The organism is Paenibacillus sp. J22R67, assembly GCF_059692175.1.
This window is the reverse complement of the sequence record NZ_JCAUAX010000009.1, coordinates 75,323-91,145: the sequence shown is the minus strand read 5'-3', so window position 1 is coordinate 91,145 and position 15,823 is coordinate 75,323. Positions and strand designations below refer to the sequence as shown.

Genomic DNA, 15,823 nt, shown 5'->3' with positions numbered 1-15,823 from the left:
CGGATGAAACATGCCATTTCATTTGGTTATAAATTTGCCCTTGGGCTCCTTGTGTTTGTGGGAATGTTTGTTGTTGCTATGGTGTTTGGGGCAGCAGATGCTACCCTCTCGGATGTCTGGCTGGCACTAACTTCACACACCACAAGTGATGCGATTACAATCATCCGTGAAATTCGATTACCCCGCGAAATCGCGGGGATTTTCGTTGGAGCGGCTTTAGGCGTTTCAGGGGCTATTATGCAAGGGATTACGCGAAACCCGCTGGCGGACCCCGGCTTGCTGGGTCTAACGGCAGGAGCCAACGCAGCACTAGCTCTTACAATCGCTTTATTCCCATCAACAAGCTACTTGGGCATCATGCTTGCTTGCTTCATTGGAGCGGCCATTGGGGCGCTTCTGGTATTCGGTATCGGGGCAATGAAAAAAGGCGGATTCTCACCCATCCGCATCGTGCTCGCCGGAGCCGCTATCTCAGCCTTTTTATACGCCGTTTCCGATGGTCTCGGCCTCTATTTCAAAATTTCAAAGGATGTCACCATGTGGACAGCAGGCGGATTAATCGGCGCATCCTGGGACCAGCTGAAAGTGATTGTGCCTTTTATCGTGGTAGGGTCGTTGGTCGCTCTCCTGCTCTCGAGACAGCTTACCATTCTTAGTTTAAGCGAAGAGGTGGCAGTCGGATTAGGTCAGAATACGGCGCAAATCAAAGCCATTCTCTTCATCATCATCATTCTGCTGGCAGGTGCTTCCGTTGCCCTTGTCGGCAATATGGCTTTCATTGGACTCATGATACCGCACGTCGTGCGAGCCATCGTAGGCACGGATTACCGGTTCATTATTCCAATGTCCGCGGTCTCTGGTGGTACGTTCATGCTGCTCGCAGATACACTTGGGCGCACCATGAATGCGCCGTACGAAACGCCTGTTGTGGCCATAGTCGCGATGCTGGGCTTACCTTTCTTCCTGTTTATCGTACGCAAAGGGGGCAAAGCCTTCCCATGATTCATCCGTCTATTCTCAGAAAACAACGCCTTCTTGTCGTTGGGGCTCTGGCACTTATTATCGTTACGATTGTGATCGGAATGGGGCTGGGCTACTCGTCCTTGTCCTATAACCGGTTGCTCCCTACCCTATTTGGGCATGGAACGTTCAAAGAAGAATTTGTATTATTTTCGATTCGTTTACCTCGTATTTTGATTACCTTGTTAGCAGGTATGGCGCTTGCCCTATCCGGTGCAATTCTGCAGGGTGTTACACGTAATGACTTAGCCGATCCCGGCATTATTGGTATCAACTCTGGTGCGGGTGTCGCTGTTGCCATCTTCTTTCTCTTTTTCCCGGTAAAAGCAGGCTCCTTCGTGTATTTTCTTCCGCTAGTTGCCTTTATCGGGGCATTGCTTACGGCCGCCTGCATTTATTTGCTTTCTTATAGTCGAAAAGAAGGTCTTCAGCCTATCCGATTAGTGTTAATGGGGATTGGCTTCTCCATGGCGTTATCCGGCATCATGATTGTAGTGATCTCGTCAGCAGAGCGCGCGAAGGTGGACTTTATCGCCAAATGGTTAGCAGGCAACATCTGGGGAACCGATTGGCCGTTCATCTGGGCGCTTCTGCCGTGGCTTGTCGTGCTCATCCCGTTTACCTTGTACAAAGCCAACCGATTAAATCTGCTTGGGCTTAATGAGCCTGTCGCGATTGGGGTTGGTGTATCGGTGGAAAAAGAGCGTATCGTCCTGCTTCTCGCCGCCGTTGCTCTTGCCGCTTCGGCTGTTTCCGTTACGGGAGGCATAACCTTCATTGGACTTATGGCTCCGCATATCGCGAAAGCTTTGGTCGGGCCTAGGAATCAGTTGTTCGTTCCTGTCGCTATTCTTATCGGCGGATGGCTGCTGCTTCTGGCTGATACGGTCGGGCGCAATTTGCTCGACCCCGATGGGATTGCGGCTGGTATCATGGTCGCATTAATCGGTGCCCCTTACTTCATGTATTTACTGCTGAAAAAAGCATGAGGAGAGACAGCTTGTTTTCGGACCGGCATACAAAAAAGCTATCCCTCTCCGATTTTTGGGAGGAATAGCTTTTTTAATTATTTTTAAAAGCAGTTTTTCCCGCAAATGCAACCGTACCCCGCACTTTACCTCGGGCTAGTGACTTTACGGTCACTTCCCTCAATTAGCAATTTGACTCCACACCGGATACTCATCCAAGTAACCATACTGGTGCAGCTCTGTTAGTGCCTTGCGGATACTGCTTTCGTCCTCGCCTGATTCGCTGGATAGCTCCAACAGGTCGGATAAGTCAATATGAGGATGTTCCTTGCAAAAAGCTAGCAAACCTTTGGCCGCCCAAGATAACCGATCGTCCTGGAAATCACCGACCAACCGGCGAAACATTTTCTGGGAAATAATTTTCATCTCCACGAGATTCTGCATCGCTTTCGTTGCCTGCTTAAGATTCATCCGACCAAGCTTGGCAATATCGACCAACTCGGGGAGGTTCGATTCTGTGGAAAAGCATTTTAACACAATAACGGTCATTTGCGTATAAACATCCATGCCAGGATAACGAAATATTTCATCAGTCAATGTAAAATGCCTAGCTGCTTCTTTCCCCTGATTGTTGTTATCCATTCGATGTCCTCCTTATCTTGAATCATGGAGTTCACCTACTCTGGCTCCCTTCCATGATCCGAGGTAGGCACTAGCTTCCCTGAATTTTGCCGGGACTGCCGGAATATTTGTGCCAAGCTAAATTTCTTCTGCTCCCCCTCCGCAATTGCTGCATGAGCAGGCTCAGGAAGCTCGTCCAACCCTACATTGAGATCGTCCTCTTCTGTTTCTAAGCGAGAGCTTACTATGTCTATATCGTGGAGCCTTTCTTTCCCGGGAAATACTTCAATTTCAGAATTTGCAGATGTAGATGCTGATACGCGCTCTTCACGAACATATTTCGTTAGAATATCGATAATACCTTGGCTAAAATAGCCGTCCATCTTCAACTGATTTAAATAGTCAATGACCTCAGGCGGCGTATCTGATGGAATATACAAGGTTACATCCTTGCCAGAGCGAACATAGACGGTAGATCGGCGTTTTTTCAATCCTGACCGCTCCCGTTCTCGGAGACTCCTTTGGCATCTGTGCTGGCCGCAACTTCATCGTCCGCATGTTTCAGCGCGTGGTCCAGCATGAGGAAGGTTCCTCGCACATTCCGGAATTGGCTGTGTTCAGCTGTATCAAACCGAATGGGCAGGCCCAGCTCGGCATTTATTTTCTCAATCCATGGCTGCAAAACAACAGCTCCACCGCCGATAAACCAAAACTCATTCGCATAACGAACGTGCTTCCATGAGCTGCGGGCGAACTTCAGCACTTTCTCGGCTAATATGCGCATGTGCTTGTTAATTAGGCTCGTCATATCAAACACAACCTTGCCCTCGGCATAGATCTCATACTCTTTGTTGACGAGCATGAGCGTTAATTCGGCTGTGCTTGCAAGCAGCTCCTCGCCTTGCGCATTGACCTCATTCCGAATGCTTTCCAGCGCATCGTTGAGATAGATTTTGGCGCCAGTAGAGTGCCTTTGATCCAGATCTAGACCTGGTCGGAAGAAAGCGATATCCATATCAACGCCGCCGACATCGGCAATGCCGAAGCCCTTGTGCGACAGATGGGATTTCGAAGTCCCTTCCAAATCATAAACGCCGGATACATCGTCAATGCTGATATCGGTTGGAAGCGCGAACTCCATTTCCACCGTGATGCCTTTGAAAACCGGAGTCGTTATGAACGTGACAGAGTGGACTCCTCCGGTGATTTTACGGGCAAATTCCTCGCGGAACTTCGTGATTTCGCGAATCGGCAGGCCGGTTCCTAGGTTCACGGCAGCTTTGATCCGCTTTTTCCCCTTTTTGATAGCGTCTTCATGCTTTTTGGCAATTGCATAAGCCGCTGCTGTCAGGAGCGTCACCATGGTTTCAGGTCTTTGGGCTTTCTTTTGCACGGCCTTATCTCCGACAATCTCATGGAGAATACCTTCATCGCCAATGGCGAGATTCCCCACGTAAACATGACGGTACTGATCGCTTTCTATGGCAGGCGATGTAATTTGTACGTCGAGGAAATCCAGGGGATCACCTTGTTCCATCAAAAGAAATCGTTCACCAAACGGTTGTGCTAGTACATTAGGGAATATGAAGCTACAGTCCAGATGGTCATATATGACCTTGACATGACTGCTGCCGTTATCAATGGAAAGCGTGATGGTAGTGGTTAAGACTTCGTTCTTTGTCAAGTCAATTCCCCTCTCCTACCTTGATTTGAATCTATATACCTATTCGCAATAGGAAGGTAGAATGGGTGGGTATTTGGAATATTCCGTTAATTTAATACGCTGATTGGAATAAACTTTAAAATTTAAACCTCGAAATTTAAGGCTTAACGTTTAAACTTTAACGTTCAAACGTTAGATCGTCTTTTTGCAGCCGGTGGAATGTGCATCTGCTCTCTATATTTAGCCACTGTTCTGCGTGAAATGTTGAGACCCTTACTATTTAAAAGCTCAGCCAGCTGTTGATCAGAGAAGGGCTTGTCTCGATACTCTCCCGCAATGGCTAAACGAATCTTCTCTTTCATGTAAAAGGAAGACACCGACGTTCCATCGGCCTGCTTCATCGAAGAGGAGAAAAAATGCTTCAGCTCAAACATCCCCCACGGAGTCTGAATATATTTTCGGCTAACCGTACGGCTTACGGTAGATTCATGCACTTGCAGCGCATCAGCTACTTGCTTCATGGTCATTGGTAGGATATGCGCGGTGCCCTTCGCACAAAAATCAGCCTGAAGCTCAAATATGAGGCATGCTGTTTGCAACAGTGTAGTTTTTCTTCGTTCGATACTGTCCATAAGCCCCCTTGCCGCCTGCCATTGCTGTTTCAAGAAACGGTAGGCATCTTGCGAAGCCTTCTGTTCCATCAATCGGAGATAGGAATCGCTGAGTGTAATGCCCGGTAGCGCAGCATTTTCCAGAAATACGGTATATCTCCCCTCCACCAGCTTCAGCTTAAGATCCGGAATCACATACTGCGGCTGCTCTCTGCTGTACATAGCTCCAGGCTTAGGGTTGAGCGCTTTTATCTGTTCAATTCCTGCTTGGATACGCGATAGCTCTGTCCCATATTTCACCGCTAACTGATGAAGCTTTCCCTTGGCAATATCGGGCAGATCCTCCTGGACCAAAGATATCATTAAGGGCTCTATCCCCTTCATCTGCTGTAATTGGAGGAGTAGACATTCCGCTAAGGTTGAAGCGCCAACACCGTATGGCTCTAAGCTTTGAACGATTTGAATAGCCTGACTTACATGCCCCATTGAGGAGCCTTGTATAGAGGAAATTTCTTCTTTCGTATAGGGAAGGTAGCCTTTTGCATCCAGATTTCCTATGATCCATTTGCAAAGAATCTTTAATGTACTGTCTAAATTCATACAAGCTACCTGTTCTAGTAAAACCGATTCTAACGTAACGGAAGCACTATGATCAACATTGAGCCACCAATCGTTGTTAGAACCGCTGACACGGCGGCTTTCTTTGATATCCTTCAGCTCAATAAAAGGATTTTCATTCGCTTGCTGCTTCACCAACTCATGCAAGTCCGAGGAGGACATGTGCAGAATCTCCATGGATTGCCGCATGTGTGGCGTGAGCAGCATTTTGTGATCCTGCACGGCCGTCAACGAAATATCCATCTGTATGGTCCTCCTCTAATTATGAAATCGCTTACTACTAGTATATTCGTGCGTGCACTGTAAAATCTACCAAGCAAATAAGACCTAGCGATAAAGCATCGCTAGGCCCTTATGTACAGCTCACTCCTTACAAACCTAGTACGCGCCGCTCTTCCTCCGTAAACATCCTGGAGCGCGTCAGAAACCGCCGGCCCTCCGGGCCTTCGAGCGAAAACATCCCGCCCCTGCCGGGAACCACATCGATGATCAGCATCGTGTTTTTCCAATACTCGTACTGTGACTTACTCATATAAAAGGGGGCGCCGCCGATATCACCCAGCCAGACGTCACTGTCACCGATCAGAAACTCCCCCTGCGCATAACACATGGGAGAGCTGCCGTCGCAGCAGCCGCCGGATTGATGAAACATAACGGGACCATGTTTGGCTTTGACGATTTCAATTAGCTCCAGAGCAGCCTCAGTAGCAACAACCTTACTTGCCTCCGTCATCGCTGCAGCTCTCTTAGAAGAAGCCCAATGCTTCGGGGCTGTAGCTGACGAGTAGGTTTTTGGTTTGCTGGTAATGGGACAGCATCATTTTGTGATTCTCGCGGCCAATACCTGAGGTCTTATAACCGCCAAAGGCTGCATGAGCAGGATAAGCATGATAGCAATTCGTCCATACACGACCCGCTTCAATGCTTCGGCCCATCCGGTAAGCCGTGTTCATATCACGTGTCCAGACACCCGCTCCAAGGCCATACAGCGTGTCATTGGCAATCGCCAGCGCCTCTTCCTGGTTCTTGAACGTCGTAACTGCGAGCACAGGTCCGAAAATTTCCTCTTGGAAAATTCTCATTTTGTTATGCCCTTTCAGCACGGTTGGCTGGATGTAGTAGCCTTCGGAAAGCTCCCCTTCCACTCTCCCCCTGTCACCGCCAATCAGACATTCCGCACCTTCCTGCGAGCCAATGTTGATATAGCTCATAATTTTCTCAACTTGCTCCGTTGATGCTTGCGCACCAATCATGGTAGTTGTATCAAGAGGATTGCCTTGCGTAATCGAAGCAACCCGCTTAAGGGCTCTCTCCATAAACTGATCGTAAATCGATTCCTGAATCAAGGCGCGCGATGGACTCGTGCACACTTCTCCTTGGTTGAGGGCGAACATAGCAAAACCTTCAAGCGCTTTATTGAAAAAAGCGTCATCCTTCGCGAGCACATCTTCAAAGAAGATGTTCGGGGACTTACCGCCCAGCTCCAAGGTAACCGGTATCAAATTCTGCGATGCATACTGCATAATTAGGCGGCCTGTTGTCGTTTCACCCGTAAAGGCAATCTTCGAGATTCGGCTGCTTGAGGCAAGCGGTTTGCCCGCTTCAAGTCCGAACCCGTTAACGACATTAACGACGCCTGGCGGCAGTAAATCTTGAATGAGCTCGAGCAGCACCAGAATGGAAGCCGGCGTTTGCTCTGCGGGCTTGAGAACCACAGCATTGCCTGCCGCAAGTGCCGGAGCAAGCTTCCACGTCGCCATCAGCAGCGGGAAGTTCCACGGGATGATCTGCCCGACGACGCCGAGCGGCTCATGAAAATGGTAAGCCACCATATTGTCGTCCAATTGGCTGAGTGTACCTTCTTGAGCGCGGATGCTCCCTGCGAAATAGCGGAAATGATCGATCGCCAGCGGCAGATCGGCCGCAAGTGTTTCACGAACTGGCTTGCCGTTATCCCAAGTCTCGGCAACAGCCAGCAACTCCAAATTAGCTTCCATACGATCAGCAATTTTATTTAAGATAAGAGCACGCTCGGCAACTGACGTACGCCCCCATGCCTCTTTGGCAGCGTGTGCCGCATCCAAAGCCAGCTCAATATCCTCCGAAGTAGAACGTGGGATCTCACAGAAAACACGATTATTTACAGGAGACGGATTGTCGAAGTATTGCCCCTTAACTGGCGCAACCCACTGCCCGCCGATAAAGTTTTCATACCGTTTTTTGAACGTTACTTTTGATCCGTTTTGTCCAGGTTGTGCATAAATCATTCTCGCTCAGCCTCCTTAAAATGGCATACATGAATAGATAAGCAAGAATCGTGCCAACAGACAAAATGCCGCCACATCAAGCTTTTCGAATTGTGCGCGAAGCTAGATGTTCCGCTTTGATACAAAGGATGTGTTCCATTTTGGGACATTCTTTCTGGCAGCCCTCCATTAATAAAAGCAACTATGGTATGATCGGGTAAGATACGATTGCAATGGAGGTGATCTTTTTTGCTATCCGTGGAAAATAACTTTTTATCCGAAACAGCAGCGGCGTCTTGGAAGCGCTGTCACGAGTTTGGTTTAGTGCCCACCGACCCCATTGACGATGACATATTAACTGGAACTCATATGCAGTCTCTACTTAAACAAAATGAGCAAACCATCCAATACACCGAGCAAATATTTGAACACATGCATGCCGGCATCAAAGAGTCAGGCCAGATGGCGCTACTGATCGATCCGGAAGGCACCATTATTCACACGGCAGGAGATATCGACTTCTCGCGCAGAGCATTAGCCGTTCAGCTGCAAGTAGGCGCCAATTGGGCTGAACATCGCAAAGGAACGAATGCCATCGGCGTCGCCCTTACGGAGCGGAAGCCGGTGCGCGTGCATGCTGAAGAGCATTATTTTAAATCCAACCATTTCCTAACCTGCGCTTCTGCCCCTGTCTTCAACGCCATCGGCGAACTTATCGGGATCGTCAATATTAGCGGCAGGCAAGAGAATTTCCATGCTTATACCTTGACTCTCGCCTGTTTAGCCGCTCAATCCCTACAGAACAAGATTATGCTAGAGGAGTCGAAGAAGGAGCACCTCATCACGCTAAGAGAGCTGGATCACTCCTCCTTGCATCATCCTATGCCGCTGCTCTCGCTAAGCCGAGATAACCGTATCCTCCGCGCGAATCACGCCGCTATGCGTATCATGGGCAGCGCTGTGATCGGTAAACCCTTACCGAAACTGGATGGCTTTGCTGTCCAAACCCTACATAATGAGCATCAAAAGATGTGGCAGTCGGTTTCCATTCGAAGGACGACGGGAAATGGGCAGCATTTGTATGCGTTCAAGGATCTCGTCGGCACCTGTCCTGCGTTCCTGCAGAGGAAAGACCTTGCTCAGAAGGCCTCAACCTCCGACTTCCCTGTGCTGCTCTTGGGCGAAAGCGGCGTGGGCAAAGAATTGTTCGCGCAATCCATCCATACCGCAAGCGCTCGGTCTGGAGCGCCATTCATTGCACTTAACTGCAGCGCCATTCCAGATAGCCTTGTCGAGAGCGAATTGTTCGGCTATGCCCGCGGCGCTTTCACAGGCGCTAGTAAAGACGGCAATATCGGGAAATTCGAGGCTGCGCATCAAGGCACGATTTTCCTCGATGAAATCGGTGATATGCCCCTTCGGGCGCAAGCCGCGCTTTTACGAGTGCTCCAGGATGGGATGATCACTCCGGTTGGGAGTGCAAAGAGCAAAGCCATTGATGTGCGCGTGATTGCCGCAACGAATAAGGATTTGGCCGCAGAGGTGAAGACTGGCGGATTCCGAACCGATCTTTACTATCGGCTGAAAGGCATCCCGATTACCCTGCCTGCTTTACGGGAAAGAAGTGATATCCTGACCTTGGCGTTTCATCTGCTCGAGAAGCATGCTTCACCGTGCTGCGCCTTGACAGAAGCCGCTAAGCACAAGCTGCTAACTTACCGTTGGCCGGGCAATATTAGAGAGCTGAACAGCATTCTGATGCAAGCGATCTTCATGGCTGGGGATCAGCCGATTGATGCTGATCATCTAATGCTTGAAGCTTCCGATGAGAGTGATACAGATGGATCAGGCGAAGAGCATTCGTTGACCCTGAAAGAGGCGGAGATCAAGGCGATCAAGATGGCACTGAAGGCCTCAGAGTGGAATCTCAGCAAGGCAGCCGCCAAATTGAAGATCGGAAGAACAACTTTGTACCGTAAGATCGAGGAATATGGGATTACTTAAAGCACCAATGGTCACAGAAGAGTAACTATCGTACTAAAAAGTACGTACTGTTCATCTCCTCATGAAACGTTCATAATAACAATTGCCAGCAGGTGACATCCTACTGATGGTAAGAATTTATGAAGCGATGAAGGCCGCTTGGCCAACATATATACAGTTACATGAGGAGGAATTACGCATGACGATCAACCATTTACAATCTACAACAACCCTTCATAACGGCGTCCAAATGCCATGGTTTGGGTTAGGTGTTTTCAAAGTAGAAGACGGTTCTGAGGTAGTGAGCTCCGTCAAAGCAGCCATTCGAAATGGCTACCGCAGCATTGATACGGCAGCCATATATGGCAACGAGACTGGAGTCGGACAAGCCATTTCCGAGGCGCTTGCTGAAACAGGACTTGCTAGAGAGGAACTGTTCGTAACCTCCAAGGTGTGGAACGCCGATCTCGGCTACGACTCGACAATTGCTGCTTATGAAGCAAGCTTATCCAAGCTGGGACTGGAGTATCTAGACCTGTACCTCATTCATTGGCCAGTCAAAGGGAAATATAAAGAAGCTTGGCGCGCTCTGGAAACTCTGTACAAAGAGGGCCGCGTGAAAGCCATCGGCGTCAGCAACTTCCAAATTCACCACCTCGAAGATGTAATGAAAGATGCGGAAATTAAGCCAATGGTGAACCAAGTTGAGCTTCACCCGCTTCTGTCACAGCAAGAGCTGCTTAGCTTCTCCAAAGAGCACAACATTCAGCTAGAAGCTTGGTCTCCGCTCATGCAGGGACAGCTCTTCGATCATCCGGTTCTCAATGACATCGCAGCTAGCCACAGCAAATCGGTTGCTCAAGTCATTCTCCGTTGGGATCTACAGCGCGGCATTGTGACGATTCCGAAGTCGATCAAGGAGCAGCGCATTATTGATAATGCCAACGTCTTTGACTTCACGCTAACTGATGAAGAGATGGCTCGTATCGATGCATTGAACGAGAATCGACGCGTCGGACCCGATCCGGACAACTTTGATTTCTAAGCTCTCAAATAAAAAAGGCACCGTTCCTTCCAAAGTGGAGGAAAGGGTGCCTTTTCTTTTCGTATTTCCATTTCTAAATGAGGTAACGAAATTTATCGATTGCCGTCATATTAGGCATATAGCCTCGGTTCAAATGGTTATAAAAGCTGAATGGGAACTTAAACGTATGCCCATAATCCCATTCATGCGTCTTATGATCTTTAACCCAGTAGCCATATTCAACTGGTAACCATGCCGACCGGGTGGCCTCTACCAAAGGCAAACGGTCTACGGGAGAGCTTAATGGCAATGGCTGCTGCGGATCGAGATGTCGACTCCTGCGAAGCACCTTCACTATTTTCAGCAGAGGCTCAAGACCTCTATGGAAATAGGCCGTGTAACCCAGGTCATGAAGAACATTCAGCGCATGGGAAAATGTCAGCATATGACCCATTAAGTCATGATGCGATTCGGCTCGATAGATCTTGCTAATGGCTGACAGCTCATCAAGGATAAAAGTCGACAGCTGCCCAGGATGCTGAAGATCAGGAATTTGATCACTTTCATCGATCGACAATTTCTTCACTTCAGAGACCGAACCGCCCATCCAGGATCTTCCGGGTATTGCTTTTTCAAATGAGCGAAGCAAGGAGCAGATCCCTTCGATTTCCTCCTTAGTCCCCCATCCCCCCAGTTCACGTATGGCTAGTAGGCTTACCGACGCATAGATCACATTGTGCCCGACCCAATGTAGCTGATCGATTGAAACGTCGAGCGCTTCCAGAATCGCAGCCATAGCATCAGTAAGAGCCATCGTATGTTCGTCAGCACTAGTCAATCTTGAACAGCCGTGTTTATCTAGCATGGCTTCAGCTTGAGCTTGAATAGACTGTATGGTGTTCGTCGACAGCTCATTCTCTTTGACAAAAAAATAACTGGCTATCGCTGCCGCTCCATAATGAGCGTCCCAAATATCGCCTGTCTGCCTCTTGCACGCCGAAATCATCGATAAACCGGCATCAAGCACTCTTTTATCCATAGGTTAATTGACTTTATGCAGGGCGTCCAAAGCTGCCCCTCTGTCTTGGAGGAAGAATACCGAGTTACCTTGATTGCATTCATAGATAAAATCCCTCAGACTTTTACTGTCATACACGTCAAAATCCCCAACAATCGCGACTTTAACCTTATAATTCGTAAATTTCTGCAAAATATCACCTGCAAGACGGGTCTTCAGCTCGAAAAAGTCTTCCGTGATGTTGGCTTTATCCAGCAAAATCTTATGGCAGTCTTCCAGATATTGAACAGATGCCATCAAGTCCAAAGCCTCCTGTACATCGCTTATGAGGATGTCATCACTTTCCACAATAGCAACTCTGGAGTTATTTCTGATATCAACGGTTATATTCATTTTTCATCCACCTTTGACTCTATTCCCGAATCGCCCGAACAGCCGCATCTAAGGCCTGAATCACCTTATCACACCATTGATCGAATGCCTGATCTTCTTTCTGCAACTCGGGTTTAGCCAAAATATTAGCTACAGTCGCTTTAATTCCCTGATCAAAACGAGTCGTTGCAACGAACTCCGGCACAAGACGCTTCAGCTTCGCATTGTCAAAAACAACGGAATTCGCCTTATCTCCGAGTAAACCGCCTCTGTAATTCTCCGTGCTGCACGCATCCAAAAATTCAGATGAAACATGGACAGCCTGCAGCTTCACTCCAAGCGCGTCAGCAATGGCTTCATATATTTGATTCCAAGTAAGTGTCTCGTCGGAAGTGATATGTACGGACTCCCCAATAGCATGAATATTGCCCATAAGACCAATAAAACCCTTGGCAAAGTCGCTATTATGCGTCATTGTCCACAGTGATGTCCCATCCCCATGAATGATCACCGGTTTGTTCTCTAGCATCCGTTTGGCAACCTGCCAACTGCCCTTACTGCCATGTACACCAAGCGGAATGGAGCGCTCATCATAGGTGTGACTCGGTCTTACGATCGTAATGGGGAACCCATGGTCACGGTACTGCTTGAGCAAATAATCCTCGCAAGCAATCTTGTTCCTCGAATACTCCCAATACGGATTGGACAGAGGCGTCCCTTCCGTAATTCTATAATCAGAAAGCGGCGTTTGGTACGCAGATGCTGAACTTATGAACATGAATTGTTTCGTTTTACCTTGAAATAAGCGGTAATCCCTCTCCAGCTGAGCCGGTTCAAATGCGATGAAATCCGCAACGACATCGAACTCCAAGTGTTCAATTAGACTAGCGACATGCTCTTCATCCCGAATGTCAGCTGTGAGCAATTTAGCCCCTGCTGGCAAAGATTCATTTCTTGTGCCTCTATTCAGCAGATAAAGTTCGCACCCACTTTCTAGCAGCTGCTTCGTAATAGCTGAACTAATTGTTCCTGTTCCTCCAATAAATAGCGCTTTCATCTTCCACCTCCGGTATTCTTGAACAATCTCCTACATTTAATTCGCCAAAAGGAGCTTAAAACCTCCTAGACTGATCAGTTAACCCCACTTAGAAAACCTTAGCAAAAAACCCGACCAGCTCATCTGAGTTAATCGGGTTTCTAAACGACTGATTTGGCGCCTTTATGTTCTACTTACTCGCATAGGCGCGAAGAAAGCTTCCTCTACATCTCGAGCAGGCAGCGGCCGGCTGTAATAATAACCTTGAATCTTTTTACAATCATTATCCATTAGAATATCCAGCTGTTCCTTCGTCTCAATACCTTCCGCAATGACGTCCATATTCAGATGCTGCGCCATGGAGATAATTGTTGCCACAATGGCTTTATCATTATTGTTCTCCGTAATGTCGCGGATAAACGAACGGTCAATTTTGAGCTTGTGGATCGGCAGAAGCTTCAGATAACTCAACGAGCTATATCCCGTTCCGAAGTCATCCAAACTGATCCGAATCCCTGATTCCGTTAATTCATTTAAAATACTTCTAGAAACAGACGCATCCATCATCATGCTTTCCGTAATCTCCAGCTCCAAATACTTCGGCTCAAGTTCGGTTTCCTCTAGAATTTCCTTAATGTACATCGCCAAATTCGTCTGATGGAACTGCTGAGAAGATAAATTGACGGAAACAGGTATCAACGGCCCGCCTCCACGATGCCATTCTTTCATTTGCCGGCAAGCTTCTCTCAGCACCCATGTGCCCATTTCGTAAATAATACCTGTTTCTTCCGCGATGGGAATGAAAACGCCTGGAGAAATCGTGCCTTTCGTCGGGTGATTCCAGCGAACTAGCGCCTCGACTCCAATCATTTGGCTATCCCCGGCGCGAATCTGCGGCTGATAATTCAAGAACAACTGTTTGCGCGAAATCGCCTGACGCAAATCAACTTCCAGCTCAATTTTCTCCTGCAATTGCGCGTTCAATTCGCCCGTATAGAACTGATACCCGTTCTTGCCGTTTTTCTTCACTTCGTACATCGCGGTGTCCGCATTTTTGAGCAACTGCACCGCATCTGCGCCGTCATTTGGATATACGGCAATACCGATGCTTGCTGTGACATAGAAATCATTCTCTTTAAGACGGTACGGTACACCAATTGCTTTGATGATTTGTTCGGCCAAATTTGCAACTTCGCCAGTACCGTAGCTGCTGTCACAGAGCAGTGTGAACTCATCGCCGCCCATGCGCGCTAAGGTCACATTCATCCCCTCCATGCACCGACGAATGCGCTCACACATTTCCTGCAGAAACTGGTCTCCATAGGTATGTCCGAGCGAATCATTAATTAATTTAAACCGATCCAGATCCATCACCATGACAGCGAACTGCTTAGCATCGTTATCAATCATTTGCGCCAGCACTTCATTGAACATCCGCCTATTGGGCATTCCCGTCAACTCATCATGAAAGGCGAGGTGTTGGATCTTCTCTTTGGACTGCTTTTCTTCCGTAATGTCCTTGGCAATGATATAGCTGCCGACAACCTCTCCATCAAGGATGACTGGGGCATTAATCACACTGAGCTCGACGCGGTGTCCTTGCTCGTGCATAATAGCGGTCTGGTAGGTCTGCATCTCTCCATCTCGGGACTTCGTGAACATCTCCCTCGTACGCTCCTGATCCTCCGGTACAATGAAAGGTAAAATGTTGTCTATCGTTTGGTTGCGGAACCAGTCAGCCGTTAGCCCTGTGAGCTCCGTTACAGCGGAATTGAACCCAATAATGCGATAGTCCATATTGATTGAAATGATGCCATCCTGATTATTTTCAAATAAGGATTTATACCATTTTTCATGTTCCTGAATTTCGTTATCTTTGTGTGACAATCGATTGGAAATATAAATGCCAAAAAGCGACAAACCTAACGTGAACAACGTACCCCCTGCGATCGTATAAGCCAAAAGCTTCTGATCCAGAAACATACCTGTTTGATCTATTGTGTCCAACATTTGAAATTGCGCTGCATACATGCCTGTATAGTGCATGCCAACCACGGCAGCTCCCATAATTAATCCGCTGCCTAGCTTCTTCCACATTCTACTAGGCTCTGTTCCCTTGCGGAAATAGAAAGCTAACCACAACGCCGCAATGGACGCCACGATAGCAATAAGAATCGATAGCGCGAAATAAACAGGCTTATAAGTAATATTAATTTCCATCGCTGCCATCCCAATGTAATGCATAGCCGAGATGCCCGTAGCGAGCAGAAGCCCACCAGCCAGCAATAATCGCCAAGATAATTGACTTCGGCCAACCACATACAAAGCAAGGAAGGAAGCCGCGATAACGACGACGACGGAAAGAATAACATTGACTAGGTTATAGGCAACTGAAATGTTCAGCGAAAATGCAAGCATCCCGACAAAATGCATGGACCATACGCCCAAACCCATTGCGATTGCTCCAAAAAGGAGCCAAGACCAGCGAGATACCCCTTTGGAAGTGCTGATTCTTCCTACTAAATCAAGGACTGTATAGGATGCTACGACAGCAACCACATAGGAAAATGCAACTAAAACCATATCGTATGTACCATGCAGATGATGCACTTCTAAACCTCATTTCAACTATAAAATATTGGC

Annotated in this window: 14 protein-coding genes; 4 read left to right on the top strand and 10 right to left on the bottom strand. The window is 47.9% G+C overall.

What is annotated here, in order from left to right; translation table 11 throughout:
• Positions 1-3 precede the first annotated feature (3 nt).
• Positions 4-1,002 (top strand): FecCD family ABC transporter permease, encoded by a 999-nt coding sequence (locus tag AC58VC_RS27780; RefSeq protein WP_497373472.1) that lies wholly within the window; start codon positions 4-6, stop codon positions 1,000-1,002.
• Positions 999-2,009 carry a FecCD family ABC transporter permease gene (locus AC58VC_RS27775; protein ID WP_497373470.1) on the top strand — a complete coding sequence of 337 codons (1,011 nt, stop codon included), beginning with the start codon at positions 999-1,001 and terminating at the stop codon, positions 2,007-2,009. The genes AC58VC_RS27780 and AC58VC_RS27775 overlap by 4 nt, the downstream gene beginning before the upstream one ends.
• A gap of 159 nt (positions 2,010-2,168) precedes the next feature.
• Here AC58VC_RS27775 and AC58VC_RS27770 read toward each other — a convergent pair whose 3' ends face one another.
• From AC58VC_RS27770 to adh, 6 genes are all read right to left on the bottom strand, one after another.
• Positions 2,169-2,630, bottom strand: coding sequence for a hypothetical protein (locus AC58VC_RS27770; RefSeq protein ID WP_497373468.1), 462 nt, complete (start codon positions 2,628-2,630; stop codon positions 2,169-2,171).
• Between the two features lie 35 nt (positions 2,631-2,665).
• On the bottom strand, positions 2,666-3,100 hold the full coding sequence (locus AC58VC_RS27765; protein ID WP_497373466.1) for a hypothetical protein: 435 nt from the start codon (positions 3,098-3,100) through the stop codon (positions 2,666-2,668).
• On the bottom strand, positions 3,097-4,293 hold the full coding sequence (locus AC58VC_RS27760; RefSeq protein ID WP_497373464.1) for an Alp7A family actin-like protein: 1,197 nt from the start codon (positions 4,291-4,293) through the stop codon (positions 3,097-3,099). The genes AC58VC_RS27765 and AC58VC_RS27760 overlap by 4 nt, the downstream gene beginning before the upstream one ends.
• A gap of 164 nt (positions 4,294-4,457) precedes the next feature.
• On the bottom strand, positions 4,458-5,744 hold the full coding sequence (gene rpoN, locus AC58VC_RS27755; protein WP_497373462.1) for an RNA polymerase factor sigma-54: 1,287 nt from the start codon (positions 5,742-5,744) through the stop codon (positions 4,458-4,460).
• A 127-nt stretch (positions 5,745-5,871) separates the two neighbouring features.
• Complete coding sequence (locus AC58VC_RS27750; RefSeq protein WP_315954383.1) at positions 5,872-6,234, bottom strand: DUF779 domain-containing protein; 363 nt, start codon at positions 6,232-6,234, stop codon at positions 5,872-5,874.
• Positions 6,235-6,247: 13 nt separating this feature from the next.
• Positions 6,248-7,768, bottom strand: a complete 1,521-nt coding sequence (gene adh / locus AC58VC_RS27745) for an aldehyde dehydrogenase (protein ID WP_497373460.1) — start codon at positions 7,766-7,768, stop codon at positions 6,248-6,250.
• Positions 7,769-8,005: 237 nt separating this feature from the next.
• Here adh and AC58VC_RS27740 point away from each other — a divergent pair, with 237 nt between their 5' ends.
• Both AC58VC_RS27740 and AC58VC_RS27735 read left to right on the top strand, forming a co-directional pair.
• Positions 8,006-9,751, top strand: coding sequence for a sigma-54-dependent Fis family transcriptional regulator (locus AC58VC_RS27740; protein WP_497373458.1), 1,746 nt, complete (start codon positions 8,006-8,008; stop codon positions 9,749-9,751).
• Positions 9,752-9,929: 178 nt separating this feature from the next.
• Positions 9,930-10,775: an aldo/keto reductase gene (locus AC58VC_RS27735; RefSeq protein ID WP_497373456.1), complete on the top strand. Its 846-nt coding sequence runs from the start codon at positions 9,930-9,932 to the stop codon at positions 10,773-10,775.
• Between the two features lie 73 nt (positions 10,776-10,848).
• Here AC58VC_RS27735 and AC58VC_RS27730 read toward each other — a convergent pair whose 3' ends face one another.
• The 4 genes from AC58VC_RS27730 to AC58VC_RS27715 form a co-directional block, all read right to left on the bottom strand.
• Positions 10,849-11,793: a hypothetical protein gene (locus AC58VC_RS27730; protein WP_497373454.1), complete on the bottom strand. Its 945-nt coding sequence runs from the start codon at positions 11,791-11,793 to the stop codon at positions 10,849-10,851.
• 3 nt (positions 11,794-11,796) lie between these two features.
• Positions 11,797-12,165, bottom strand: coding sequence for a DUF4180 domain-containing protein (locus tag AC58VC_RS27725; RefSeq protein WP_497373452.1), 369 nt, complete (start codon positions 12,163-12,165; stop codon positions 11,797-11,799).
• Positions 12,166-12,184: 19 nt separating this feature from the next.
• The gene (locus AC58VC_RS27720) at positions 12,185-13,201 is read right to left on the bottom strand and encodes an SDR family oxidoreductase (RefSeq protein WP_497373450.1); all 1,017 of its coding nucleotides are present in this window, start codon (positions 13,199-13,201) and stop codon (positions 12,185-12,187) included.
• A gap of 162 nt (positions 13,202-13,363) precedes the next feature.
• Positions 13,364-15,790, bottom strand: coding sequence for an EAL domain-containing protein (locus AC58VC_RS27715; RefSeq protein WP_497373446.1), 2,427 nt, complete (start codon positions 15,788-15,790; stop codon positions 13,364-13,366).
• Positions 15,791-15,823: the final 33 nt, after the last annotated feature.